The organism is Oceanisphaera sediminis (assembly GCF_039539745.1).
Classification (GTDB): domain Bacteria; phylum Pseudomonadota; class Gammaproteobacteria; order Enterobacterales; family Aeromonadaceae; genus Oceanimonas; species Oceanimonas sediminis.
Window position 1 is genome coordinate 490 of record NZ_BAABDS010000008.1, and the last position, 25,835, is coordinate 26,324.

Below are 25,835 nucleotides of genomic sequence, written 5' to 3' on the forward strand. Positions count from 1 at the left end.
TCTCCCCGTCCTGATACACGTCGTCGCCCTGAATGGCGAACGGCGTGGAGACCGCCTCGGTCGCTCCGGCCGCAAAGAACAGGGTCGCCTGGTTGCTCAGGGTCACGGTAAAGGCGCTGCCCGCCGGTTGGCTCAGGGTACCGGTCAGGGTGGCGGTGCCGCTGCCTTCGGCGGCCGTGATGTCGCCCAGGGTCAGCGTGGTGTGATCGGGAGTGTCTTGTACGATCACGGTGGCGCTGTTGCTTACCAGCTGCTCGAAGTCATGGTCACCCTGATCGGTGACCGTGACGGTCAGCTGCTCGCCGTCGACATAGACGTCGTCACCCTGAATGGCAAATTCACTGGAAGTGGCCGCGGTTGCCCCGGCGGCAAAGCTCAGGGTGGCGCCGTTGCTCAGGGTCACGGTGAAGGCGCTGCCGGCCGGCTGGCTCAGGGTGCCGATCAGGGTGGCCGTGCCGCTGCCTTCGGCGACCGTGATGTCGCCCAGGGTCAGCGTGGTGTGATCGGGAGTGTCTTGTACCGTCACGGTGGCGCTGTTGCTCACCAGCTGCTCGAAGTCGTGGTCCCCCTGATCGGTGACACTTACGGTGATCGTTTCACCGTCCTGATAAACATCGTCGCCCTGAATGGCAAATTCACTGGAGGTGGCCGCGGTGGCCCCGGCGGCAAAGCTCAGGGTGGCGCCGTTGCTCAGGGTCACGGTGAAGGCTTGACCGGCCGGCTGGCTCAGGGTGCCGATCAGGGTAGCGCTGCGGCTGCCTTCGGCGACGGTGATGTCACCCAGGGTCAGCGTGGTGTGATCGGGGGTGTCTTGTACCGTCACGGTGGCGCTGTCGCTGATGTCCAGCTGTTCGAAGTTGTGCGCACCGGCGTCACTGACGCTCACGGTGATCGTTTCACCGTCCTGATATACATCATCGCCCTGAATGGCGAACGGCGTAGAGACCGCCTCGGTCGCCCCGGCCGCAAAGAACAGGGTTGCCTGGTTGCTCAGGGTCACGGTGAAGGCCGTGCCCGCCGGTTGGCTCAAGGTACCGGTGACGGTGGCCGTGCCACTGCCTTCGTTGACGGTGATGTTATCGAACGTCAGCGTCGTGGTGTCGACGGTGTCGGCCACCGTCACGGTGGCGCTGTCGCTGATGTCCAGGCTCTCAAAGTCATGCGCACCGGCATCGGTGACGCTCACGGTGATCGTTTCACCGTCCTGATAGACGTCATCGCCCTGAATGGCGAACGGCGTAGAGACCGCCTCGGTCGCCCCCGCGGCAAAGCTCAGGGTCGCCTGGTTGCTCAGGGTCACGGTGAAGGCCGTGCCCGCCGGTTGGCTCAAGGTACCGGTGACGGTGGCCGTGCCACTGCCTTCGTTGACGGTGATGTTATCGAACGTCAGCGTCGTGGTGTCCGTATCATCCACGACCTGTGTACTGGCGGTGCTGCTGGTGTTCAGGCTCTCAAAGTTGCCGCCCGTGCTGCCGGTGATGCTCACGGCCACCGTGCCGTCCGACTGGTTGAAGCCATCGTCCGGACGACTGGCAACGCTGACGCTGCCGGCGCTCTCACCGGCCGCGATGGTGATGGTTTCCCCGTTGCTCAGGGTCAGGATCAGATCCGTTGCCGGGGCCCGATCGACCGTCGCCGTAATGGTGATGGCCTCGCCTTCGGTTACCTGCTCCGGTGCTGTCAGGGTCACGGTGGTGACGTCGGCATCGTCCACCACCTGGGTGCTGGCGGTGCTTCTGGTGTTCAGGCTCTCGAAGTTGCCGCCCGTGCTGCCGGTGATGCTCACGGCCACCGTGCCGTCCGACTGGTTGAAGCCATCGTCCGGACGACTGGCAACGCTGACGCTGCCGGCGCTCTCACCGGCCGCGATGGTGATGGTTTCCCCGTTGCTCAGGGTCAGGATCAGATCCGTTGCCGGGGCCCGATCGACCGTCGCCGTAATGGTGATAGCCTCGCCTTCGGTTACCTGCTCCGGTGCTGTCAGGATCACGGTGGTGACGTCGGCATCATCCTGCTGGGTAGTCTGGGTCGTAGAGCTGGTATCGAGGGTATCGTAATTACCCCCCTGAACATTACTGATACCCAGGTTCAGTGTTTCGTCGCCCTGTGCGTAGGCATCATCGGGGCGACTTTCAAACGTCACGCTGCCTGTCGTTTCACCAGCCTGGATGATAATAACCTGACCGTTGTTCAGGGTAATTTGCAGCTCGGTCTCTGAAGCAATATCCACATTGGCAAAAACGGTAATAAGGCCACCTTCCGCCACGGTATCGGACGTACTCAAGGTGATCACAGCATTACGTGGAACCGTTCCGCCGCCTTCTGCTCCTTGCTCCGGTTGTTCATTTTCAAACGTATCCTGCGCCACACCGGTATCAAATCCGGCTTCGGCAATACGGCTGTCTCCGGTACGAAAAATTTGCACAAAGCCGCCATTACCGCTGCCGTTCAGACTACCGATACTGCTGGATATATTCTGTGTCAGGCCTGCGGCCGCGGCTTCAAAAGCCTGGGTAGGATCCTGGCCCTGCAAGATGGCGGCCTGCATCGCGGCAACATCATTTTCGGCGTTGCTTAATACGAGAGGAGCAGACGCCAGTTCAAGTTGCTCGCGGGGAATTTCCGTCAGGCTGTTTTCATTCAGCTGCAACCTGAAGTCATCACCCATGGCGACCAGGCTGCTGCCCGCTTCTGTCATGATGACACTGCCGGGAGGAAGCATATCACCCTGCTTCAAAGCCACTTTGTCACCGCTTTCATTCAGCATGAAAGCCTTACCGACCAAAACGGTGATCGTTGCTGCTTGTTGCACTTGTGCCATGTTTCACTCCCGTGACGGATACGATTTTTTATGACTACAATCTTATAGGTCGCGATTGAAGCCTTCTATCCTGTTTTATCGAAGTATTCCTACGAGTCTTCACCCTGTTATTTCTATTTTTTAGAATGAATGCTCAGTTTTACCCCACCGTTATCGGGTAAAACAAAAATACCGGCACGAGGCCGGTATTTTGAAAAGATAAACAATTAGCTAGTTACAACACATCAACCGCATTCAACTCTTTGAATGCCTGCTCCAGGCGAGCAATCATGCTGTTCTGACCTTCACGCAGCCAAGCTCGCGGGTCGTAATATTTTTTGTTGGGCTTGTCGTCACCGTCCGGGTTGCCGATCTGACCCTGCAGGTAATCCTGCTTGTCCTTGTAATACGCCATCACGCCGGCCCAGGTTGCCCACTGGGTGTCGGTGTCGATGTTCATCTTGATCACACCGTAACCGATGGACTCCTTGATTTCTTCGGCGGAAGAGCCGGAGCCACCGTGGAACACGAAGTTCAGCGACTTGGCCGGCAAACCGAATTTTTCGGACACATGCTTCTGGGAGTTATCCAGGATCTGCGGCGTCAGCTTGACGTTGCCCGGCTTGTATACCCCGTGCACGTTACCGAAAGAGGCCGCAATGGTGAACTTGTCGCTGATGGCACTCAGTTTTTCGTAGGCATAGGCCACGTCTTCCGGCTGGGTATAGAGCAGCGAGCTGTCCATACCGGTGTTGTCGACGCCGTCTTCCTCACCGCCGGTGCAACCCAGTTCGATTTCCAGGGTCATGCCGATTTTGCTCATGCGCGCCAGGTACCGGGCGCAGATCTCGATGTTTTCTTCCAGGCTTTCTTCCGACAGATCAATCATGTGCGAGCTGAACAACGGCTTGCCGGTTTCGGCAAAGTGCTTCTCGCCGGCATCCAGCAGACCATCAATCCAGGGCAGCAGCTTCTTGGCAGCGTGATCGGTATGCAGAATAACCGGCACCCCGTAGGCTTCGGCCAGCGCATGCACATGACGTGCACCGGAAATGGCACCCAGAATGGCAGCCTGATGGCCTTCCAGCTTCAGGCCCTTGCCGGCGAAAAAGGCGGCGCCGCCGTTGGAAAACTGCACCACCACCGGGGCCTTGACCTTGGCGGCGGCTTCCATCACGGCATTTACCGACTCGGTGCCCACCACGTTTACCGCCGGCAGGGCAAATTCCTGTTCTTTGGCGATGGCAAAAATCTTCTGCATATCGTCGCCGCTGACCACACCCGGCTGTACCACATCTAAAATCTTCTGAGACATTATCTTGCTCCTGTTGGAAAGCGTTCGGCCGGCAACCCGTGCCGGCCGATTTGAATCAATAACCTGAATTAGCCACGCGCGCGTTGCTCAAGCATGGCCACCGCCGGCAGCGTCTTGCCTTCTACAAACTCCAGGAAGGCGCCGCCACCGGTAGAGATATAGGAAATCTGGTCCTTGATACCGAACAAGTCGATGGCCGCCAGGGTGTCACCACCACCGGCGATGGAGAAGGCGTCGCTCTCGGCAATGGCCTGGGCCACAATCTCGGTGCCACGGCGGAAGTTTTCAAACTCGAATACCCCCACGGGGCCGTTCCAGATGATGGTCTTGGCATTTTTCAGGATCTCGGCCAGCTGCTCGGCCGACGCGTCACCCAGGTCCAGGATCTGCTCGTTGTCAGCCACCTCGGACACATTCTTGAGCGTCGCCGCTGCGGTGTCGGAAAATTCGGTGGCGGTGCGCACGTCGGTCGCCAGCGGAATGTCACACTTGGCCATCAGTCGCTTGGCTTCCGGGATCAGATCCGCTTCATACAGCGACTTGCCCACGTTGTGACCGGCAGCGGCCACAAAGGTATTGGAGATACCGCCGCCCACCACCAGCTGATCGGCGATACCGGACAGGGATTCCAGCACGGTCAGCTTGGTAGAAACCTTGGAGCCACCCACTACCGCCACCAACGGCCGGGCGGGATTATCCAGCGCCTTGGCCAGGGCGTCCAGCTCGGCAGACAGCAAGGGGCCGGCGCAAGCCACGGGGGCAAATTTGGCCACGCCATGGGTGGAGGCCTGGGCCCGGTGGGCGGTTCCAAAGGCATCCATCACGAACACATCACAAAGGGCGGCGTACTGGCGAGAAAGGGTCTCGTCGTCTTTTTTCTCACCTTTGTTGAAGCGCACGTTTTCCAAAACTACCAGTTCATTGGCCGCCAGCGCTACGCCGTCCAGGTAATCCCTGGCCAGACGAACCGGCACAGATAAGGCTTTCTGCAGATAATTCACCACCGGTTGCAGCGAGAACTCGTCGGCGTATTCACCTTCGGTGGGGCGTCCGAGGTGAGAGGTCACCATGACCTGGGCGCCCTGAGCCAGCGCCGTTTCAATGGTGGGCAGTGACGCCAGAATACGGGCATCGGAGCCGACGACACCGTTTTTGATCGGCACGTTCAAATCGGCACGGATCAGCACCCGCTTGCCGGACAAGTCGAGTTCATTCATTTTGATGACAGACATAAGGCGTCCTCTATATTGCATTATTAGTGTTGTTAAAACAGGTCGGCCGGCTTCAGCCAGGCCAGGCTGGTATCCAGCATGCGATTGGCAAAACCCCATTCGTTATCACACCACATCAGCATCTTGATCAGGTTGGCGTCACTGACCCGGGTCTGGGTGCCATCGATGATGGACGAATGGGGATCGTGATTGAAATCCACCGACACCAGCGGCGCCTCGGTGTAGCCGAGAATGCCCTTGAGTGGCCCGGCGGCGGCTTCGCGCAATACCCGGTTGACCGCCTCGACCGTGACCGGATGCTCCACAATCACACTCAGATCCATGGCGGTCACGTTGATGGTGGGTACTCGCACCGAAATGGCCTCGAACTTGCCGGCAAAGTGCGGCAGTATGCGCTCAACGCCCTTGGCCAGCTTGGTGTCTACCGGAATGATCGACTGGCTGGCGGCGCGGGTGCGGCGCAGATCGGCATGATAGGCATCAATCACCTGTTGGTCGTTCATCGCCGAGTGAATGGTGGTGATGTTGCCGCATTTGATATTGAACTCCCGGTGCAGCGTCTCGATCACCGGCACCACGCAGTTGGTGGTACAGGAGGCGTTGGAGACGATGGTCTCGTTACCGGTCAGTTGCTGATGATTGACGCCATAAACGATGGTGGCGTCCAGGTCGTTGTCACCCGGGTGGGAAAACAGCACCTTTTTGGCGCCGGCCTGCAGGTGCAACCGGGCATCGGCCCGGCTGGACAGAACGCCGGTGCATTCCAGCACCAGATCGACGCCCAGCTCGGCCCAGGGTAAGCGGGCAGGATCGGGCTCATGGCATAGGCGAATGATATCGTCTTCAATTTCAAAGGCACCCGGCAACAGCGTCACTTCACGACCGAAGCGTCCGTGGCTGGAGTCGTAGCGGGTAAGGTGGGCCATGGCGTCTGGCTCGGCCAGTTCGTTAATGGCGACGATCTTCATATACCGGTGCAGATCACGTTCGTAAAAAGCCCGTAATACACTGCGTCCGATGCGGCCGTAGCCGTTGATGGCGAGTCGAATCATTTACACTTGTTCCTGCTGGGCATAATGGCAGCACCGGGCATTTCCCTTCCGGTACTCAAGTCAGGCACAAGTCTAACGGGGATTGAAACCAAGGGGAATGGCTGGGTAAGTGATGGCGCCCTAAAAAGGAAAACCCCGGCGCCTGGGCCGCCGGGGAAGTCATCAAAACGGGGGGATCAAACGCCTTCCAGCTCGATTTCTCGCCGGTTGGCCTGAAGGGAGTTGTCGGCCTGGTGCTGCAACCAGCACAGCAACTGCGCCGGGTAACAGTCATCCGCCGCCGACAGGCAAGGCGGTAACGACAGGTGGGGTATTATCTGCGGCCTATAATCCATGATCTTGTCCTCGCTGGTGCAACAAAGTTCAAGTTGGTCGTTACACGCTAGCATCCCCGGTTGACGGTTTTATGACGGAATAAGCAGTGCTGCATAACAGGTGTGGTGCTGTCGCAACTCAGTGCGGCACCAGCAATGGCTCTTCTAGCTCACTCTCGAGCCGGGGTTCGGGCTCAGGCTCGGACAAGTCCAGCTCCATCTGGCTGGCCTGCGCTTCGGCAATTTCCTCGGCTTCCAGATACGGGAACACCTCTTCCATCGGCACATCCACAAATTCTTCGTTTCGAGGATCCAGCTCGACAATGATACCGGCCGTTTCCGCCGGGGTCTGAATATAGTGGGCCTGCTCCTGCACCGGCACCGAAGTACTGCGCCACTGCCAGATCCAGGTATAGGTTCCCAGCAGCAGCGCCACCCCCGCACAACCGTAATACAGCCCCTGCGCGCCGAGCCAGGTCATCATGCTGGAGCTGAACAGCGGCCCAAGGGTGCTGCCCAGACCGTAACTCAGCAACAGGGTGGTGCTGGCCGCCACGATATGATGGGCCTCGATGCGGTCGTTGGTGATCGCCACCGCCACCGGATAGATAGCCGCCACCATGCCCATATAGAGTGAAGAAAAGCCGATCAGTAACCAGAGGTTCATGTGACCCATAAACACCACGCCCAGCGCACTGCCAACCACCATGGTATTGAGCCAGACCATGATTTTGCTGCGATCCAGCCGATCACATAACCGGCCCAGTGGCCAGGCGAACAGAATAAAGGTAAAGACCGAAGCCGCCATGAAATAAGACAACTGGTTCACCGGCAATCCAACCTCAATGGCATAAACAGGCGCCATCGAATAGAAGCTGCTGATCAGGACGCCGCTGCACAAGGCCGCCAGTAGTCCTACCGGCGCATCCTTGATAATGGCTTTCACGCTGATGCGCTCATTGTGCTCTATGGTTGGCGCTTCTACCCGGCTCAGCGACAGCGGCACCAATGCGGCGGTCAGCACGATGGCCCCGAGGGTAAAGGGCACAAAGGCCGCCGGATCGGTCAGGCCAATCAGCAACTGGCCAGCGGTTGCCGCCAGATAGGTACAAATCTGATAGGTAAAAAACAGCGTCGCCCGGTATTCATTGGTGGCTACGGCACTGAACCAGCTTTCAATCACCACAAAGCTACCGGCGACCGCGATACCCGCAAAGGCACGCAACAGCGCCCACACCCAGATGCTGTCGGTCAATGGAAAAATCAGGGTGGAGCTGGCCAGAAAGGCACTGAACACGGCAAAGGCTCGAATATGACCCACCCGCTTGATCACCCGGGGGCCATACAGGGAGCCGAGTACAAAACCCACCGAATAACACACCATGATGCTGCCGATCAGCGTCGGCTCAACCCCCCGGAGCCCCAGGTTTACCCCGAGCAGGGTCATGACGAAGGTGTTCCCCCCCATCAACAGGAACACACTGAAAATCAGGGCAGAAAGCGAGATAACCAGACGTTTGATCATGAACGACCGCTGTGAAAATAACTGGATGAGGTTGCCGTCAGATTGACAGGAAACCCCCATGGTTAACAGCAAAGATACTCTTTTTTATCCGGCTTCGATCACGATTATAAAACATGGGCTCATGAGTTTTTTGAGCGGCGAACAGGCAAAAAAATCCCCGGACTGGCCGGGGATTTTTAGCAGCAGCTTGTCAGCAGCAGGGAAAGTATCAGTCCTGGGCTTTCAGCTTGCGACGATACGCGTGCAGCAGGGGTTCGGTATAACCGCTGGGCTGAGTCGCGCCCTCGAATACCAGGGCACAGGCGGCTTTGAAGGCGATGCCATCGAAGCCCGGCGCCATGTTGCTATACAGCGGGTCGGCGGCGTTCTGCTGGTCGACGATGCCGGCCATGCGCTGCATGGACTCCATCACCTGCTCCTTGCTCAGAATGCCGTGACGCAGCCAGTTGGCGATGTGCTGAGCGGAAATACGCAGCGTAGCGCGGTCTTCCATCAGGCCAACATCGTTGATGTCCGGCACCTTGGAACAACCCACACCCTGATCAATCCAGCGCACAACATAGCCGAGGATACCCTGAGCGTTGTTATCCAGCTCGTTCTGGATCTCTTCTGCAGTCAGGGCGTCTTTATCGGCCCGGGTCAGCAGAGGAATGGTCAGCAGGTCATCCAGACTGGCGGGCTTGCGGGACTTCAGCTCATCCTGACGCGCCTTCACGTTCACCTGATGATAATGGGTAGCATGCAGTACGGCAGCAGTCGGGGACGGCACCCAGGCGGTGTTGGCACCGGCCAGCGGGTGTACGATTTTCGTCTCCAGCATGGTGGCCATGTTGTCGGGAATGGCCCACATGCCCTTGCCGATTTGTGCCTTGCCCTGCAGGCCGGCAGCCAGACCGATGTCTACGTTGTTGTTTTCGTAGGCGCTGATCCAGGCTTGCTTGCGCATGTTGCCCTTGCGTACCACCGGGCCCGCTTCCATGCTGGTGTGAATTTCATCACCGGTACGGTCCAGGAAACCGGTGTTGATGAACACAACACGTTCGCGAGCCTCATAGATACAGGCTTTCAGGTTGGCACTGGTACGGCGCTCTTCGTCCATGATACCCACTTTCAGGGTATTCCTGGCCAGACCCAGTACCTGCTCGACGCGCTCGAACAGCTCCACCGCAAAGGCCACTTCTTCCGGACCGTGCATCTTGGGCTTAACGATATAAACGCTGCCGGTACGGGAGTTTTTAACGGTGCCGCTGCCTTTCAGATCGTGAATAGCGATCAGACAGGTTACCAGGCCGTCGATAATGCCTTCCGGCACTTCGTTACCGTCTTTGTCCAGCACCGCTTCGTTGGTCATCAGGTGACCCACGTTACGCACGAACAACAGGCTGCGGCCGTGCAGGCTGAATTTTTCACCCTGGGGGCTCAGGTATTCGCGATCCGGGTTCAAGCTGCGAACGATTTCCCTGTCGCCTTTCTGTACCGTCTGGGTCAGGGTACCTTTCATCAGGCCCAGCCAGTTGCGATACACACCGACCTTGTCTTCGGCGTCAACGGCGGCAACGGAGTCTTCACAGTCCATGATGGTGGACAGCGCGGCTTCAACGATCAGATCCTTGATACCGGCCTTGTCCAGCTGGGCAACCGGGTTGCTGGCATCGAACTGCAGTTCGATGTGCAGGCCGTTGTTACGCACCAGTACGGCGGCCGGAGTGGCGGAGTCGCCATTGTAACCGGCAAACTTGTCGGCGTCGGCCAGAGTGGTTGTCTCACCGTTTACCAGGGTGACCTGCAGCTGACCATCAACGACCCGATAGCCAGTGGCATCGGCGTGGCTGCCATTGGCCAGTGGTGCGGCCTGATCCAGCAGGTTGCGGCCCCAGGCGATGACTTTTTCGGCACGGCGCGGATTGAATGCCTTGGTTTTTTCGGCACCATCGGTTTCGGGAATGGCGTCGCTGCCATACAGGGCGTCGTACAGGCTGCCCCAACGTGCGTTGGCGGCGTTCAGGCAGTAACGGGCATTGTTGACCGGTACTACCAGCTGAGGACCTGCCAGGGTTGCCAGTTCGGCATCCACGTTGGTGGTGGTGACCTTGTAATCGTCAACGGCCGGCAGCAGATAACCGATGTCGGTCAGAAACTGCTTGTAGGTCGCCGCATCGAAGGTCTGGCCGGCATGGGCCTGGTGCCATTGGTCGATTTGCTGTTGCAGCTGATCCCGTTTTTCCAGCAGAGCACGGTTCTTCGGAGCCAGATCGTTAACGATCTGTTCCATACCGGCCCAGAAGTCGGCCGGCTCAACGCCAGTACCGGGGATGATTTCATTTACTACCAGATCATGAAGAACGGTAGCGACTTGCAAAGTGCCGAGGTGAGTACGTTCCGTCATAGTTGCTTCTTCTATTCTAGTTGTCAGTAGTTATGTTTAAGACCGATCACTAACCCTAATCGCTTGGGAGCGACAGTTTACCTCGTGAAGGGAGGCAGAGGCAAAGTGGAATTGCAATGAGTACTCACATGATCTTTACAAATTGTGCATAAAAAGTCATTTGTTTTATAATATTACATATAATTCAATGATATAAATGTCCACAGAGCTCCGGTTAAGTTCATCCACCTCTGCCGCAGGCGCTGTCCTGAGCAGGATTATGGCAAGACGATCCTGGCTATATGGCTCGCACAAAAAAACGCGCCAATGCGCGTTTTCAAGCAACCGAAAGCAAGCCCGGCCGAGCTGAAACAATCGTTTATTATCAATCCAGCATGCTGTGAATGTCTTCGTCGCTGGTGTGACGCACATCCTTGCCCTTGACGAAATAAATGATGTATTCACAGATATGCTGTACCCGATCCCCTACCCGTTCCAGCGAGCGCGCGCACCAGAGCACATTCAGCACATGCGGGATAGAACGCGGATCTTCCATCATGAAGGTCATCAGTTCGCGAATGATCGACTCATATTCCCGATCGACCTTGGAGTCTTCCTTGTGTACTTCTATCGCCGCTTCCACGTCCATGCGGGCAAAGGCATCCAGCGCGTCATGCAGCATTTTGACGGTACGTCGCCCCATGTTTTCCATCGACACCAGCGGTGGCTGCTTCTTGTTGGCGTTATCCAGCAGCATCATGCCGATACGTTTGGCCACATCGCCGATGCGTTCCAGATCGGTAATGGTCTTGATGATCGCCAGTACCAGTCGCAAATCCGAGGCCGCCGGCTGGCGTTTGGCGATGATTCGCGTGCAGTCTTCGTCGATCTGCACCTCGAGGCCGTTCACCTTGTGATCGTTGGCCACTATCTGCCGGGCCATGTCCAGATCCTGCTTGTGGATGGCGGTAATGGCGTCGGTCAGCTGTTGCTCCACCAGACCGCCCATCACCAGTACCTGGTTCAGAACACCTTCCAGCTCGCTATTGAACTGGCCGGAAATGTGTTTCTTGAGATTGTTGTTGTCCATCATCGCTGTGCTCCTTAACCGTAGCGGCCGGTAATATAATCTTCGGTCTTTTTCCTGGCCGGCGTCGTGAACAGGGTATTGGTATCGGTATATTCTATCAGCTCGCCCATGTACATGAAGGCGGTATGATCCGATACCCGCGCCGCCTGCTGCATGTTGTGGGTCACGATCACCACGGTGAACTGTTGCTTGAGGGTGCTGATCAGCTCTTCAATCACCAGCGTCGAGATCGGATCCAGCGCCGAGGTCGGTTCATCCAGCAGCAACACTTCCGGCTCGATGGCAATGGCCCGGGCAATCACCAGTCGCTGCTGCTGACCGCCCGACAGACCAAAGGCGTTTTCGTGCAGACGATCCTTGACCTCATCCCACAGCGCCGCACCGCGCAATGAACGCTCTACCGCCTCGTCCAGCCGACGACGATCGTTGATGCCCTGCAGCCGCAGGCCGTAGACCACGTTCTCGTAAATCGACTTGGGGAACGGATTGGGCCGCTGGAATACCATGCCGACCTGCCGACGCAGGGCCGCCACATCCACGCCCTTGCCGTAAATGTTCTGATCGTGCAGCAGAATTTCGCCGTCGATGCGGCAGTTGTCCACCAGATCGTTCATGCGGTTGATACAGCGCAGCAGCGTCGATTTACCACAGCCCGACGGCCCGATAAAGGCGGTCACCTGGCCCTTGGCGATGTTCATGTCCACGTTGAACAGCGCCTGCTTGCTGCCGTAGAACAGGTTGAGGTCACGGATCTTAAGCGCCGTCTGCTCGTCGGTCAGTTTGCCGAGATCGAGGGTCGCATCCTCGTTCATGGTGGTTGCTACATTAATCATCTTATTACCTCAAAATGATGGGCTGCCCTGAACTTACTGATCAAGAGAGCGGAATTTTTCACGCAGGTGATTACGAATACCGATGGCGGTCAGGTTAAGACCGACAATCACCGTCACCAGCAGGAAGGAGGTGGCGTAAACCAGTGGTCGCGCCGCCTCGACGTTGGGGCTCTGAAAACCCACATCGTAAATATGAAAGCCCAGGTGCATGAATTTACGCTCCACATGCAGGTAGGGGAAGTTACCATCTACCGGCAGGCTGGGCGCCAGCTTCACCACCCCCACCAGCATCAGTGGCGCCACTTCACCCGCCGCCCGGGCAATCGCCAGAATAAGACCGGTCATGATGGCCGGGCTGGCCATGGGGATCACGATGCGCCACAGGGTTTCCGCCTTGGTGGCGCCCAGCGCCAGCGAGCCCTGGCGTACCGCGCTCGGAATGCGCGACAGCCCTTCTTCGGTAGACACAATCACCACCGGCAGGGTCAGAATGGCCAGCGTCAGCGCCGACCACAATACGCCGGGCGAACCAAAGGTCGGTGTCGGTAGCGACTCGGGATAAAACAGCTGATCGAGCGATCCCCCCACCATGTAGACGAAGAACCCCAGGCCGAACACCCCGTACACGATGGACGGCACCCCCGCCAGGTTGATCACCGCAATGCGGATAATCTTGGTCAGGTTGTTCTTGCCCGCATACTCGTGCAGATAAATGGCCGCCACCACCCCCAGCGGGGTCACGATAATGGCCATCAGGATCACCATGAACACGGTGCCGAAGATGGCCGGGAACACACCGCCCTCGGTATTGGCTTCACGGGGTTCGCCGCTGACAAACTTGCCGATTTGCGAGAACCAGTGCAGTACCTTGGCCACCGGCCCCATGTCGTTGGGCCAGGTGGCATCCAGCACATGACCCAATGACAGCGTGACCTCTTCACCACGCATGTCCCGCACCACCACATTATCGCGGCGGGCTTCTTCACGCAGGGCAAACAGCTGCTTTTCCAGCACCTGATAATCGGCTCTGAGCCGTTGCTCTTCGGCCTGAATCTCGGCCAGTGCCTCGTCGGTCGCCTCGCCGTCCAGCTCCAGTCGACGTTGCTTGAGACGCAGCTTTTCCAGCTCGAAGTTGATGGTGCCGATTTCGCCCCGCTGCAGGCTCTTCATCTGGCTGTTCAGTTCACTTACCCGCTCGATACGCTGCTTGAGCTGCTCGCGCACCTCGCCGGCCACCGGCCGCTCACCTTCCAGCACCCGTTCGACATAACCGTAGAAGTTACCGTGAGTAGAGCGCTCCAGCACCACCACATCGGTTGGCTCCTGGCGGGAAACGATGTCGGTTTCCAGCAACCAGCGAAAATCGAGCTGCACAAACTCCCGGTTACCGGTCTTGACCAGATAACGGGTCAGGGTCTCGGACGTGACGCCTTCCAGTGTCAGGCCTGCGCCGCGCAACTGCGCCACCGGCACCACTTCCCGATCATGAATTTCACCGATGACGGTCTGACGCTCCCCCGCCGGCGAGCTGACCTGCCATTCGTAGATGGCATGCGGCCAGAAAAACGTCAGACCACGCCAGCCAATCAGCAACAATAACCCCAGCACCGCTACCAGGCTGATACTGACCGCGCCGCCGGTCATCCAGATCCAGGGCGCTCCCGATTTAAACCATTTTCTCATGAGTCGTCCCGCCCTTACATTGAGCTGTATTTGTCACGCAGTCGCTGACGAACAAACTCCGCGACCGTGTTGAACAAGAAGGTGAAAACAAACAATACGAACGCCGCCAGAAACAAGACCCGATAATGGGAGCTGTTGACCTCGGCTTCCGGCATTTCCACCGCGATATTGGCGGCCAGGGTACGCATGCCGTTGAAGATGCTGAAATCCATCACCGGGGTATTGCCGGTGGCCATCAGCACTATCATGGTTTCGCCCACGGCCCGGCCCAGGCCCATCATCACCGCCGAGAAAATACCGGGGCTGGCGGTCAGCATCACCACCCGGGTCAGGGTTTGCCAGGTGGTGGCACCCAGCGCCAGCGAGCCATTGGTCAGGTGGCGGGGCACCGAGAACACCGCGTCTTCGGCAATGGAGAAGATGGTCGGAATCACCGCAAAGCCCATGGCGATACCGACCACCAGCGAGTTGCGTTGATCGAAGCCGATGCCCAGCTCGTTGGTGAGAAAGCTGCGGGCATTGCCACCGAAAAACACGGTTTCCACCAGGGGGCTGAAGGCAAAGGACATCCAGCCCACCAGGACCACCAGCGGCAGCAACAGAATGCATTGCCAGCCCTCGGGCACCGCATTGCGGATGCGCTTGGGCAGGTGATGCCAGACAAAGGCCATCAGCAATATCGACAGCGGCAGCATCACCAGCAGTATCACCATGCCCGGCAGATGCGTTTCAATCAGCGGCGCCAGCCAGAGACCGGCCAGAAAACCGAGGATCACCGTTGGCAGCGCTTCCATGATTTCCACCGTCGGCTTGACCACCTTGCGCAGTCCCGACGACATGAAATAGGCGGTATAAACGGCACCGGCAACGGCGATAGGCACCGCAAACAACAGCGCATAGAAGGCCGCCTTGATGGTGCCGAAAGAGATGGGAACCAGACTCAGTTTGGCCTCAAAATCGCTGCTGCCGGAGGTGGACTGCCACACATACTGCGGCTCGGGATAGCCCTCGTACCACACCTTGGTCCACATGGCGCGCCAGGTCACTTCCGGGTGCTCATTCTCCACATGGAAAGTGGACAGGGTGTTGCCTTCCAGCAACAGCAGCATGGAATTGCGGGGCGATATCGCCAACGCCGACACCTGGTCTCCGGCCAGTTTTTCGGAGAACAGACGCGTGCCGCCGGTAGTATGGAAAATATCCAGGCTACCGTTGCTCGAGGCGGTAATGAACCCCTTGCGGTTCACTTCGGACGTTATCTGCTCGATGGTTCCATTGGCCTCGAACTCCCGAATAAAGGTGAACTCGCGCTTGCCGTCACGGGTGACCTCGAACCACTGGGACACCTTGCCGTTGTCGTTGGCTACCAGCAGCGAATTGCCACCGGACAGCAGGCTCAGACTGCTGATGTTGCCGCCAACGGCGTTCATGGTCAGTACATTGCGCAGACGCAGCTTGTTGATGTTGCGTACGTCATAGATATAAACCTCGTTGGCGCTGCGCACGAACAAAAAGCGCAGGTTCGGGGTCAGCAACAGCTGATCCACCTGCTCGGGCAAGCCCGGAATCGTCACCTGGGTCGGCGTGAGTTCAACTTCGCCGGTGATGAAGTTTTCCTTGCCGGCAAAGCGGGTCAGCACGCCGGTACCGTCGGCGGTGAGCGCGGCAGCCGCAAGATCGTCGCCGTTGCGCGCTATGCTGAGCTGACTCAGGGAGCGTTGTTGCTCATCCAGCACCAGCGGCTGTTCGCCGAAGGGGAACACCACTTCGGGCTTGATGGTACGCACATTGTCCGGGTAACTGACGTTGAATTTGGGCGACAGCACCATGAACCGGCCGTCGTTAAACCCATAGGCCACCATTTTGTCGCCGATGTTACGGGCGACACTGGTCACGTCACCTTCTACCTGAACGCTGTAAATCCGCTTGCCTTTTTCGGGTAGCGAGTAAAAATTCACCTCGCCCCTGTCGTTGAAGCGATATACCAGCTCATTCTGCTCTTCAACGCCCAGCAGTACCGTGTTGCCCATGGAGGAGGCAGACTCGACCAGACTGAATTCCTGGCCCGGTTCGACCCGGGCATCATCAAAAATCGGCTTCACCACATACAGCAGGTAGAAGAAGATCAGCAGCAGCGCCACCAGCACCAGTATGCCACCGGTGGTCACGCCTATGTGCGCCAGCCGGTCTTTAAACCAGCGTCTGCGGCTGCCCGACAGCGCCAGAGTTTGGGTTTCGGTTGACATCAGTCACCTCGATAAATGTCCAGTTGCGCTCAGTATATGGCAGATAAATGACAGTATTGTTACATCCATGAAGCGTGAGCTGGATGGCGGTAAAAAATATCGAAACCATCTATCTTGAACAGGCAGTCATGCCTTTTACCCGTATATGTTTACAAGGAGAGAGCCCATGAAAACTCTGGTCGCCACCCTGATAGGGCCCGACAAAACCGGTCTGGTCAAACAACTGGCCACGCTTATCAAGCAACACCACGGCAGCTGGCAGGCCAGCGCCATGAGCGAACTGGCCGGTTACTTTGCCGGCATAGTGGAAATACGGGTGCCGGAAGAGCACAGAGAGTCACTGAGTCACGCTTTGGGCAAGTTGCCCAACTTTCAGGTACAGCTGGTAGAAGGCAGTCATCAGCCGCTGCAGGGGCAGACGCTCAAGCTGACGGTCACCGCCAACGATCGGCTGGGCATCATCGATGAAGTCACCGACATACTGAACCAGCTCAATATCAGCGTGAAAACCCTCAAGACCGACAGCCATCCGGCGCCCATTACCGGCATCATGCTGTTTGAGGCCAACAGTACCCTCACCCTGCCCCACGGCCAGACCCTGAGCGATTTACAGTCCCGGCTGGAGGCCCTCAGCGACGATCTGGTGGTAGATATAGATCTCATTTGAGTCGTAATAAAAATGTCATATGAATCTGTCATAAAGGAGCGGAAAACATGAACTGACCCGCCTGACAGGAATAATAATGAGTACGGACAAGTGGTATCTGCAAAAAGAACTGAGCTGGCTGTCGTTCAACGAGCGAGTATTGCAGGAGGCCATGGACAAGAGCGTACCGCTGATAGAGCGAGTACGCTTTCTGGGCATTTTCTCCAATAACCAGGACGAATTTTTTCGGGTACGGGTTTCCGATATCAAGCGTCAGATCATGATCGACGCCGATCAGGGCAAGACCAATGGCGCCGCCACCCTGCTGCGCGACATTCAGCAGAAGGTCATCACCCTGGGAGACACCTTCGACGAAGTCTACAAGGAGCTGATCGTCACCCTGGCCCGGCAGAATATCTTTCTGCTCAACGAGTCTCAGCTCGAGCCCGAGCAGGAAGCCTGGGCCAAACGCTATTTCGACAATGAAATTCGCGCCTATCTGTCGCCCATCATTCTGCGCGCCGACATCGATCCGGTCCGCTTCCTCAAGGATGAATATACCTACCTGTGCGTCGGCATGATAAAAAACGAAGAGCGTCATTACGCGCTGGTGGAAATTCCCACCGATGTACTGCCCCGCTTCGTGGTGCTCCCCCCGGGCAAGAGCCGACGCAAGAAAAGCATCATCATCACGGACAACGTGATCCGGCTTTGCCTCAACGAGCTGTTCGCCGGTTTCTTCGAGTATGACGACATTCACGCCTACTCCTTCAAGATGACCCGGGATGCGGAATACGACCTGTCCGATCAGCTCGACCAGAGCCTGCTCGAAAAGATGAGCGACGGCCTCAAGCAACGGCTGACGGCGCTGCCGGTGCGCTTCGTGCACGACCGGGACATGCCGGCGGAAATGGTGCAGACCCTGGTGCGAAAACTCCGGATCCAGGGACACGATGCGGTGATGTCCGGCGGGCGTTATCACAACTTCAAGGATTTTATCGGCTTTCCCAACATAGGGCGCCGTCATCTGGTCAACAAGCCGCTGCCGGCGCTGAAATGCCGGGAGTTCCGTGACAGCCCCTCTTCCTTCGATGCCATCCGCCGGCGCGATATTCTGCTGTATTTCCCCTATCACAGCTTCAGCCACGTCACCGAATTCGTGCGCCAGGCGTCGTTCGATCCGGCGGTGGTCAGCATCAAGATGAACGTTTACCGGGTCGCCAGCCTGTCGCGCATCATCTATTCACTGATGGATGCGGCCAGCAACGGCAAGAAGGTGACGGTAGTCATCGAGTTGCGCGCCCGTTTCGACGAGGCCGCCAACATCGAGTGGGCCAAAACCATGACCGACGCCGGTATCGATGTGGAGTTTGGCGTGCCCAGCCTCAAGGTGCATTCCAAGCTGTGTCTGGTCACCCGCCGGGAGAATGAACAGCTGGTGCAATATGCCCACGTGGGCACCGGCAACTTCAACGAGAAAACAGCCAAAATCTACACGGATTTCTCGCTGTTGACCGCCAACCCCGAGATCACCAGCGAGGTGGCGGCGGTGTTCGATTTTATCCGCCAGCCCTATCGCCGGGTCAAGTTCAATCATCTGCTGGTGTCGCCGCTCAATGCCCGGCGCAACCTGTACAGCATGATCGACAACGAAATCGCCAACGCCAAGCAGGGGCTGCCGGCGGCCCTGACCCTCAAAATCAACAACCTGGTGGACAAGGGACTGATCAACCGCCTCTACGGCGCCAGCCGGGCCGGGGTCAAAATCGACATCATAGTGCGGGGCATGTGCTCGCTGATGCCCGGCGTGCCCGGCGTCAGCGATAATATCCGCGCCATCAGCATCGTCGACCGTCATCTGGAACACCCGCGGGTGCTGGTGTTTCACAACAATGGTCAGCCCAAAGTCTATATTTCTTCCGCCGACTGGATGACCCGCAACATCGACTTTCGCATCGAGGTGGCCACGCCCATTCTGGATCCGATCCTGAAAGACCGCATCATCGATATTCTGCAGATCCAGCTGAACGACACCACCAAGGCCCGGGTGCTGGATCAGGCACAAAACAATCATTACGTGGACAGAGGTAACCGGCGTAAAATCCGCTCCCAGACCGCTATCTATGACTATCTGAAAGCCCTGGAGGGATAATTTTTTCATGGACGAACACGACGTAGCCACCATAGATCTCGGCTCCAACAGCTTTCACATGGTCATCGCCCGCTATCAGGGTAATACCCTGCGTATCGTCGATCGCATAAAAGAACGGGTTCGGCTGGCCGACGGACTGAATGAACAGCAACAACTCGGTCAGGAGGCCATGGCGCGCGGCCTCGCCTGCCTGGCCCTGTTTGCAGAACGGCTGCGCGGCTTTCCTGCCAGTCGAGTAAGAGTCGCGGCCACCTTTACCCTGCGCGAAGCCGCCAACGCCGACGACTTTCTGCATCAGGCCCGCCGAATACTGGGCTTTCCCATCGACATCATCAGCGGCAATGAAGAAGCCCGCCTTATCTATCAGGGCGTGGCCCACACCCAGCAGATTGAGGGCCGAGTGCTGGTTGTCGACATCGGCGGTGGCAGTACCGAGCTGGTCATCGGTCAGGGGCTCGATTGCAGGCTGGTCTCCAGCCACGGCATGGGCTGTGTAAGTTTCACGCAACGGTATTTTGCCGATGGCAAGCTGAGCGAACGGCAGTTTCAGCAGGCGGCCGATGCGGCGCAGTACCTGCTGGCACCCAAGCTGGGCGCTTATCTTGCCCTGGGCTGGGAGCGAGTGTTGGGGTGTTCCGGCACCATCAAGACGCTGCTGGAAATGTGCAGTGCCGTCACCGGTGAGTCGTGCATCGACTTGCCGGGCCTGCTGCATATTCGGGCCCGAATGATTAATGCCGGTCACATCGACCGGGTCAACATCAGCGGGCTGGGCGAGGATCGCAAGCCGCTGCTCGCCGCCGGTCTGTCCATCCTGCTCGGCCTGTTTCAAAGCCTGAATCTGGCAAGAATGGACTTTTCCGACGGCGCCCTGCGCGAAGGGCTGCTGTATAGCGCCTTTGGCCGACTCGACCATCACTCGGTGCAAATCCGTACCCTGCAGGCGCTAGCCAGTCAGTATGCGGTCGATACCCGGCAGGCCGAGCGGGTTAACGCCACCGTCCTCGAATTATTTGAGCAAATGCGCGACAGCTGGCAGCTGGATAACGAGTCCGCCGACTTGCTGGCCGGGGCGGCCCGGCTGCATGAGGTGGGGCTGCATATCAACTTTACCGGTATTCATCGTCACTCCGCCTATATATTGCGCCACAGCGAGTTACCCGGTTTTACCCTGGAACAGCAAAAGATACTGGCCGCCTTGGTGCGCTTTCATCGCAAGGCGCTCAAGTTGTCGGAACTGGAGCCGCTCGGCACGCTGCCGGAAACGCAGCTGTGGCGCCTGGTACGCCTGCTGCGGCTGGCGGTGGCACTGCACCGCCGCCGTCAGAACCACGCCCTGCCCCCGCTGGTGCTGGAGTTGGGCGAGCAGGATGCATTACGGCTGCGGCTGCCTGCCGACTGGTGTGAGCATAATCCGCTGCTACTGGCCACACTGCGGCGAGAGCGGGATTATCAGACCAAGATCGACTGGAAACTGGAGTTGATGAAGGTGTAATGGCGGCTATTCCGCCGCCTGTTTGCGGGCGGCTTTTTTCTCGGCCCGGCGGCGCTTGAAAAAGGCGCTGAGCTGGGTGGCACAGTCTTCGGCCAACAGGCCCGACTGCCAGGCCACCAGATGATTCAGCCCGGGGGTGGCCAGCAGCTGCAGCACCGAGTCGACCGCCCCGGTCTTGGCATCGGCGGCACCGTATACCAGCCGTTGAATGCGGCTGTGCACCATGGCCCCGGCACACATCATGCACGGCTCCAGGGTGACATAGAGGGTGCAGTCCAGCAGCCGGTAATTGCCGATGGCAAGACCTGCCTGGCGCAGCGCCATGATTTCGGCGTGCGCGGTGGCATCGTGGCTGCCGATGGACCTGTTCCAGCCCTCGCCGATGCATTCGCCGTTATACACCACCAGGGCCCCGACCGGCACTTCGCCTTCCGCCTCGGCCTTTGCCGCCAGCATCATGGCCCGGCGCATCCAGTATTCGTCTTGTTCGTTCATTACCGCCTCCGTTGGCCGCGTATTATGGCAAAAGCCGAACCGGCTGCAAGCAGGGGTTGTCATTAACACCCGAGGAAGAGGACCCTCTGGGCGCCGAAAAGATTGAGAAAAGCACTCGACTGCACAAGAACTCGGCAAACGCGCCCGAATGAAGAAAAGAGGCTTGCAGCACCCCATCCGGCGCTATATAGTGGCCACCGATTCGGCGTGTAGCGCAGCTTGGTAGCGCACTAGCATGGGGTGTTAGGGGTCGGAGGTTCGAATCCTCTCACGCCGACCAAATCAAATAAAAAACCCACCGCAAGGTGGGTTTTTTATTGCCTGTCATTCGGTACCCTGTCACTCGGTACATGGCTCCGTCTCATGCCTTGTACTCCATCACAATCACTTGTACCTGCTCGCCTCTGCGCTCAAGCTCACGCTGCTCCAGACAGACAAACCCCATGCGCTCGAAAAACGGCTGCGCGGTAATGCTGGCTTCGCAATAAAGTCGGCTCAGGCCACGCGAAGCCGCCTCGGCTTTCAGTCGCTGCATCAGCGCCCGGCCAACTCCCTCGCCCTGGTGGGCATGATGTACATAAAACAGTCCGATTCGGCCATCGTCTCCCAGCTCGGCAAAGCCCAGCAGAAACTTGCCGTCCATCGCCACCAGCGGGCGGGTACGAATAAAACGGCTGACCCAGCGTGGCTCGTCATATTCATCAGGCGCCCATACCGCCAACTCACCCGCACTGTAGTCGGCCTGGTTGATGCGGTGTACGGTGTCATGGAACAAACGCCAGATATTGCCTGTTTCACCGCTGCGGATCTTCCTGATTTCCATGCTGACTCCTGCCGATACCCGTATAGATTCCTATTCGTCCTCTATCTAGCCACAGTTACTCGAAATAAAAAAGCGGCATCACTGCCGCTTTACCATATTTATTGCCCATATAGACTAATTTACTCGCGTTCAGCGAGCGATTTTCGCCACCTCGGCAATTTCAGCGACAACATCGCCGCCAGCAGCAGCAAACCGGCAGAAAACCATAAGCAGGCCACCAGCCCCGACTGCTGATAAACCCAGCCGGACAGCAGGGTACCCAGCAGACGCCCCATGGCATTGGCCATGTAATAAAAACCGACATCCAGCGATACGCCATCGTCACTGGCATAGCTGACGATCAGGTAACTGTGCAGCGAGGAATTGATGGCAAAAATCGCGCCGAACAGCAGCAGGCCTCCTATCAGGGTTTCATGGGGGTATGACTCGCCCCCTACGCCCAGGGCAATCATGGCGGGCACCAGGGTCAGCGCCAGCGCCCAGCCGAACACGGTACGGCCATCAGGCACCCGCCCCGCCCGCTTGCCGGTGACATACGGTGCCAGCGACTGCACCAGGCCATAGCCGACCACCCACAACGCCAGAAAGCCGCCTACCCGCCAATGATCCCAGCCGAATTCACTGGCCAGAAACACCGGCAACGCCACCACAAACCAGACATCACGGGCCCCGAACAGACACAACCGCGCCGCCGACAACACGTTGATGGCCCGGCTCTTGGAGAAAATGTCGGTGAACTTCGGCTTGTGGCGGACCCGGCCCAGATCGGGTTTCAGCATGATGATACTGAATATCCATACCAGTGCCAGCATGGCGGCCATGGCCGCCACGGCCCCCGCGAAGCCGAGCCAGGCCAGCAAGAGGCCGCCCAGAAAGAAGCCCGCCCCTTTCAAGGCGTTCTTGGAGCCGGTAAGCAGGGCAACCCACTGATAGAGCCGGCCCTCGGTCTCCGCTGCCGGCCCCTGCCTGGGCACCAGCAACCGGATGGCGCTCTTGGCGCTCATCTTGTTCAGATCCTTGGCGATGCCCGACAGCGCCTGGGCCGCCATCACCCAGGGCACCGTCAGCCAGCTCACCGGCACCAGCAGCAAGGCCAGCGCCAGTATCTGCAACCCCAGCCCGATGTTCATGGTGCGGTTCAGCCCCAGACGGGCGCCCAGCCAGCCACCGACCAGATTGGTAATGACTCCGAACAGTTCATAAAACAGAAACAGCAGGGCAATCTGCAGCGGCGCATAACCAAGCTGGTGAAAATACAGCACCACCAGCATGCGCAGCGCGCCGTCGGTCAGGGTAAAAGCCCAGTAGTTGCCGGTGATAAGCCCATACTGGCGCAGCTCGGGTGACAATCGGGACTGCATTAACCGGCCAGATCCAGTCGGCCCACCTTGAGCGCCAGCTCGGCGGTACGATTGGCATAACCCCATTCATTGTCATACCAGGCATAGAGCTTGAGCTGAGTGCCGTTGACCACCATGGTCGACAGGGCATCGATGATGCTGGATCGCGGATCGGTTCTGTAATCCACCGACACCAGCGGACGCTCTTCAAAACCGAGAATGCCCTTGAGCTCGCCGTCGGCGGCGGACTTGAGCAGCGCATTTACCTCCCCCTCGGTGGTCGCCCTTTCCAGCTCGAACACACAGTCGGTCAGCGAGGCATTGGCCAGCGGCACCCGTACCGCATGCCCGTTCAGCTTACCCTTGAGCTCGGGAAAGATATGGGTAATGGCGGTGGCGGAGCCGGTGGTGGTGGGGATCAGACTCTGGCCACAGGCCCGGGCCCGGCGCAGATCTTTATGGGGCGCGTCCAGTATGGTCTGGGTATTGGTAATATCGTGAATGGTGGTCATGGAGCCGTGCCTGATGCCAAGCTGCTGGTGGATCACCTTGACCACCGGCGCCAGACAATTGGTAGTGCAGGAGGCGGCGGTCACGATGGCATGCTCGGCCGGATTATAAAGGTGATCGTTCACCCCCATCACCACGTTGAGTACGCCGTCTTCCTTGACCGGCGCCGTCACCACCACCCGCTTCACCCCCTGCTCCAGATACGCCTGCAGCAGCGCCGTGGTTTTCATCTTGCCGGAGGCTTCAATCACCAGATCACAGCCGGACCAGTCGGTCTCGGTGATGGTGCTGTTTTGACTGCAGCGAATGCGCCGCTCGCCGATCAGCATCTCGTCACCGTCGGCCACCGCCTCATGGGCCCAGCGACCGTGTACCGAATCAAAGGTCAGCAAATGCGCCAGAGTCGCCGCATCACCGGCCGGATCGTTGATCTGTACAAATTCCAGCTCGTCCCACTCCCAGGCCGCCCGCAGCGCCAGGCGCCCCATGCGACCGAACCCGTTGATACCGACTCTAATACTCATTGCTGCTATTCCTTGTTTAATGTTTTAGCCAGACATTCGCATATCGGCCAAAGGGCCCGCTCCGCCGACTCGTCGTGAATCCATCCATGGAGACTCAGCCGCGCCATCCGTAGCGCGGCCGGGAAATGCTCCTGCCGTCCCGGCATTCCCGCCATCCATGGCAGTCAGATGGTCGGCTGAGCAGATCCCTTTGCCCTCCCAAAATCTTGATATCGCCTGATGATAACGCCAACAGCCAACTCAGAACGTCAAAAAGAATATATGAAAAATCATATAAATAGAACGCAAAAAAACCCCGGGAGGCCCCGGGGAATCTTCACTACGACGGTCAGTGCATGGGCTGGATTAGTTCAGACCCAGTTTTTTCAGGTCGGCGGCAATCACGGCGGCAGGTACCGGTACATAACCGTCTTTATCGACGATTTCCTGACCCTGCTTGGACAGCATCAGCTTGACGAACTCGGCTTCCATCGGACCCAGCGGCTTGTTGGGGTGCTTGTTCACGTATACGTAGAGGAAACGTGACAGCGGGTAGTTACCGGTGATGGCATTCTCGGCATTGGCGGCAACGTAGTCGGTAGAGCCCGCTTCAGCCAGAGGAACCGCACGCACGCTGGAGGTGCTGTAACCCAGACCGGAATAACCGATGGCGTTCAGCGAAGAAGACACCGACTGCACCACGGAGGCAGAGCCGGGCTGCTCGTTGACGTTGTTCTTGAAATCACCCTTGCACAGCGCTTCATCCTTGAAGTAACCGTAGGTGCCGGATACCGAGTTGCGGCCATACAGCTGCACATCGCGGCTGCCCCAGTCACCGGTCAGGCCGGTCTGGCCCCATTTGGTGATTTGCTCGTTGTTGCCACAGCTCAGGGTGCTGGAGAAGATGGCATCCACCTGATCGATGCTCAGACCTTCGATGGGATTGTCTTTATGTACGAAGACCGCCAGGGCATCGATGGCAACGCGAACCGGCGTCGGCTTGTAACCGTAGCGCTTTTCAAAGGCTTCGATTTCGTTGCTCTTCATCGAACGGCTCATGGGGCCGAACTGGGCGGTGCCTTCGGTCAGGGCAGCAGGTGCGGTAGAAGAACCGGCAGCCTGAATTTGCACGTTGACGTTGGGATAGTTGCGCTTGAACTCTTCGGCCCACAGGGTCGCCATGTTGGCCAGGGTGTCGGAACCCACAGAAGACAGGTTGCCGGAAATACCGCTCACTTTCTCGTAATCCACAAGGGAGCTGTCTACGGCGGCCAGCGCAGTGGTGGAAGCCAGTGCTGCAGTCAAACCAAGTGCTGTTACCAGTTTGTTCAGTTTCATCCTTAATCTCCAATCTGAGTTCGGTCTTTCAAGACGCGGTCAGTATTGCCGCCGGTGATGACAACTATATGAACTCGA

19 protein-coding genes and 1 tRNA gene are annotated in these 25,835 nt (G+C 58.1%); 4 read left to right on the top strand and 16 right to left on the bottom strand.

Features of this window, described 5'->3' with window-relative positions; genetic code table 11:
• The 11 genes from ABD827_RS02980 to ABD827_RS03030 form a co-directional block, all read right to left on the bottom strand.
• Positions 1-2,821: retention module-containing protein (locus ABD827_RS02980; protein WP_344962206.1), on the bottom strand; the 2,821-nt coding region annotated here is incomplete at its 3' end.
• Positions 2,822-3,035: 214 nt separating this feature from the next.
• Positions 3,036-4,115, bottom strand: coding sequence for a class II fructose-bisphosphate aldolase (gene fbaA, locus ABD827_RS02985; protein WP_344962208.1), 1,080 nt, complete (start codon positions 4,113-4,115; stop codon positions 3,036-3,038).
• 68 nt (positions 4,116-4,183) lie between these two features.
• Entirely contained in the window at positions 4,184-5,347 is a 1,164-nt protein-coding gene (gene pgk / locus ABD827_RS02990) for a phosphoglycerate kinase (RefSeq protein ID WP_344962210.1), read from the bottom strand.
• A 32-nt stretch (positions 5,348-5,379) separates the two neighbouring features.
• Positions 5,380-6,399: an erythrose-4-phosphate dehydrogenase gene (gene epd, locus ABD827_RS02995; RefSeq protein WP_298723227.1), complete on the bottom strand. Its 1,020-nt coding sequence runs from the start codon at positions 6,397-6,399 to the stop codon at positions 5,380-5,382.
• Positions 6,400-6,575: 176 nt separating this feature from the next.
• Complete coding sequence (locus ABD827_RS03000) at positions 6,576-6,734, bottom strand: hypothetical protein (protein ID WP_344962213.1); 159 nt, start codon at positions 6,732-6,734, stop codon at positions 6,576-6,578.
• A 118-nt stretch (positions 6,735-6,852) separates the two neighbouring features.
• Positions 6,853-8,238: an MFS transporter gene (locus ABD827_RS03005; protein ID WP_344962215.1), complete on the bottom strand. Its 1,386-nt coding sequence runs from the start codon at positions 8,236-8,238 to the stop codon at positions 6,853-6,855.
• 208 nt (positions 8,239-8,446) lie between these two features.
• Positions 8,447-10,624, bottom strand: a complete 2,178-nt coding sequence (locus ABD827_RS03010) for a malate synthase G (protein ID WP_344962218.1) — start codon at positions 10,622-10,624, stop codon at positions 8,447-8,449.
• A gap of 364 nt (positions 10,625-10,988) precedes the next feature.
• Positions 10,989-11,693 carry a phosphate signaling complex protein PhoU gene (phoU, locus tag ABD827_RS03015; RefSeq protein ID WP_344962314.1) on the bottom strand — a complete coding sequence of 235 codons (705 nt, stop codon included), beginning with the start codon at positions 11,691-11,693 and terminating at the stop codon, positions 10,989-10,991.
• 14 nt (positions 11,694-11,707) lie between these two features.
• Positions 11,708-12,526: a phosphate ABC transporter ATP-binding protein PstB gene (pstB, locus tag ABD827_RS03020; RefSeq protein WP_344962220.1), complete on the bottom strand. Its 819-nt coding sequence runs from the start codon at positions 12,524-12,526 to the stop codon at positions 11,708-11,710.
• A gap of 33 nt (positions 12,527-12,559) precedes the next feature.
• The gene (gene pstA / locus ABD827_RS03025; protein WP_344962222.1) at positions 12,560-14,209 is read right to left on the bottom strand and encodes a phosphate ABC transporter permease PstA; all 1,650 of its coding nucleotides are present in this window, start codon (positions 14,207-14,209) and stop codon (positions 12,560-12,562) included.
• A 14-nt stretch (positions 14,210-14,223) separates the two neighbouring features.
• A complete protein-coding gene (locus tag ABD827_RS03030; RefSeq protein WP_344962224.1) occupies positions 14,224-16,455 on the bottom strand; it encodes an ABC transporter permease subunit in 2,232 nt (743 codons plus the stop codon).
• Positions 16,456-16,621: 166 nt separating this feature from the next.
• Here ABD827_RS03030 and ABD827_RS03035 point away from each other — a divergent pair, with 166 nt between their 5' ends.
• The 3 genes from ABD827_RS03035 (at position 16,622) to ppx (ending at position 20,748) form a co-directional block, all read left to right on the top strand.
• Complete coding sequence (locus ABD827_RS03035; protein WP_344962226.1) at positions 16,622-17,122, top strand: glycine cleavage system transcriptional repressor; 501 nt, start codon at positions 16,622-16,624, stop codon at positions 17,120-17,122.
• A 76-nt stretch (positions 17,123-17,198) separates the two neighbouring features.
• Positions 17,199-19,253: a polyphosphate kinase 1 gene (gene ppk1 / locus ABD827_RS03040; protein WP_344962227.1), complete on the top strand. Its 2,055-nt coding sequence runs from the start codon at positions 17,199-17,201 to the stop codon at positions 19,251-19,253.
• 7 nt (positions 19,254-19,260) lie between these two features.
• Positions 19,261-20,748: an exopolyphosphatase gene (gene ppx, locus ABD827_RS03045; protein ID WP_344962229.1), complete on the top strand. Its 1,488-nt coding sequence runs from the start codon at positions 19,261-19,263 to the stop codon at positions 20,746-20,748.
• 6 nt (positions 20,749-20,754) lie between these two features.
• Here ppx and tadA read toward each other — a convergent pair whose 3' ends face one another.
• Entirely contained in the window at positions 20,755-21,243 is a 489-nt protein-coding gene (tadA, locus tag ABD827_RS03050; RefSeq protein ID WP_344962231.1) for a tRNA adenosine(34) deaminase TadA, read from the bottom strand.
• Positions 21,244-21,446: 203 nt separating this feature from the next.
• Here tadA and ABD827_RS03055 point away from each other — a divergent pair.
• Positions 21,447-21,523: transfer RNA gene (locus ABD827_RS03055), tRNA-Pro, on the top strand.
• 81 nt (positions 21,524-21,604) lie between these two features.
• Here the strand turns inward: ABD827_RS03055 and ABD827_RS03060 are convergent.
• The 4 genes from ABD827_RS03060 to ABD827_RS03075 form a co-directional block, all read right to left on the bottom strand.
• Positions 21,605-22,066: a GNAT family N-acetyltransferase gene (locus tag ABD827_RS03060; RefSeq protein WP_298723195.1), complete on the bottom strand. Its 462-nt coding sequence runs from the start codon at positions 22,064-22,066 to the stop codon at positions 21,605-21,607.
• Between the two features lie 119 nt (positions 22,067-22,185).
• Positions 22,186-23,427, bottom strand: coding sequence for an organoarsenical effux MFS transporter ArsJ (arsJ, locus tag ABD827_RS03065; RefSeq protein WP_344962234.1), 1,242 nt, complete (start codon positions 23,425-23,427; stop codon positions 22,186-22,188).
• Positions 23,427-24,440 (bottom strand): ArsJ-associated glyceraldehyde-3-phosphate dehydrogenase, encoded by a 1,014-nt coding sequence (locus ABD827_RS03070; RefSeq protein ID WP_344962236.1) that lies wholly within the window; start codon positions 24,438-24,440, stop codon positions 23,427-23,429. Before ABD827_RS03070 ends, arsJ begins: the two co-directional genes overlap by 1 nt.
• 345 nt (positions 24,441-24,785) lie before the next feature.
• Positions 24,786-25,757 (bottom strand): PstS family phosphate ABC transporter substrate-binding protein, encoded by a 972-nt coding sequence (locus ABD827_RS03075; RefSeq protein WP_344962239.1) that lies wholly within the window; start codon positions 25,755-25,757, stop codon positions 24,786-24,788.
• Between the last annotated feature and the right edge of the window lie 78 nt (positions 25,758-25,835).

Bases quoted from the DNA above. Each gene is read 5' to 3' on its own strand.
- pstA (WP_344962222.1), bottom strand. From the start codon at position 14,209: ATGAGAAAATGGTTTAAATCGGGAGCGCCCTGGATCTGGATGACCGGC.
- phoU (WP_344962314.1), bottom strand. From the start codon at position 11,693: ATGGACAACAACAATCTCAAGAAACACATTTCCGGCCAGTTCAATAGC.
- tadA (WP_344962231.1), bottom strand. From the start codon at position 21,243: ATGAACGAACAAGACGAATACTGGATGCGCCGGGCCATGATGCTGGCG.
- ABD827_RS03005 (WP_344962215.1), bottom strand. From the start codon at position 8,238: ATGATCAAACGTCTGGTTATCTCGCTTTCTGCCCTGATTTTCAGTGTG.
- ppk1 (WP_344962227.1), top strand. From the start codon at position 17,199: ATGAGTACGGACAAGTGGTATCTGCAAAAAGAACTGAGCTGGCTGTCG.
- ABD827_RS03075 (WP_344962239.1), bottom strand. From the start codon at position 25,757: ATGAAACTGAACAAACTGGTAACAGCACTTGGTTTGACTGCAGCACTG.
- ABD827_RS03030 (WP_344962224.1), bottom strand. From the start codon at position 16,455: ATGTCAACCGAAACCCAAACTCTGGCGCTGTCGGGCAGCCGCAGACGC.
- pgk (WP_344962210.1), bottom strand. From the start codon at position 5,347: ATGTCTGTCATCAAAATGAATGAACTCGACTTGTCCGGCAAGCGGGTG.
- pstB (WP_344962220.1), bottom strand. From the start codon at position 12,526: ATGATTAATGTAGCAACCACCATGAACGAGGATGCGACCCTCGATCTC.
- ppx (WP_344962229.1), top strand. From the start codon at position 19,261: ATGGACGAACACGACGTAGCCACCATAGATCTCGGCTCCAACAGCTTT.
- arsJ (WP_344962234.1), bottom strand. From the start codon at position 23,427: ATGCAGTCCCGATTGTCACCCGAGCTGCGCCAGTATGGGCTTATCACC.
- ABD827_RS03000 (WP_344962213.1), bottom strand. From the start codon at position 6,734: ATGGATTATAGGCCGCAGATAATACCCCACCTGTCGTTACCGCCTTGC.
- ABD827_RS03070 (WP_344962236.1), bottom strand. From the start codon at position 24,440: ATGAGTATTAGAGTCGGTATCAACGGGTTCGGTCGCATGGGGCGCCTG.
- epd (WP_298723227.1), bottom strand. From the start codon at position 6,399: ATGATTCGACTCGCCATCAACGGCTACGGCCGCATCGGACGCAGTGTA.
- ABD827_RS03010 (WP_344962218.1), bottom strand. From the start codon at position 10,624: ATGACGGAACGTACTCACCTCGGCACTTTGCAAGTCGCTACCGTTCTT.
- fbaA (WP_344962208.1), bottom strand. From the start codon at position 4,115: ATGTCTCAGAAGATTTTAGATGTGGTACAGCCGGGTGTGGTCAGCGGC.
- ABD827_RS03035 (WP_344962226.1), top strand. From the start codon at position 16,622: ATGAAAACTCTGGTCGCCACCCTGATAGGGCCCGACAAAACCGGTCTG.
- ABD827_RS03060 (WP_298723195.1), bottom strand. From the start codon at position 22,066: ATGGAAATCAGGAAGATCCGCAGCGGTGAAACAGGCAATATCTGGCGT.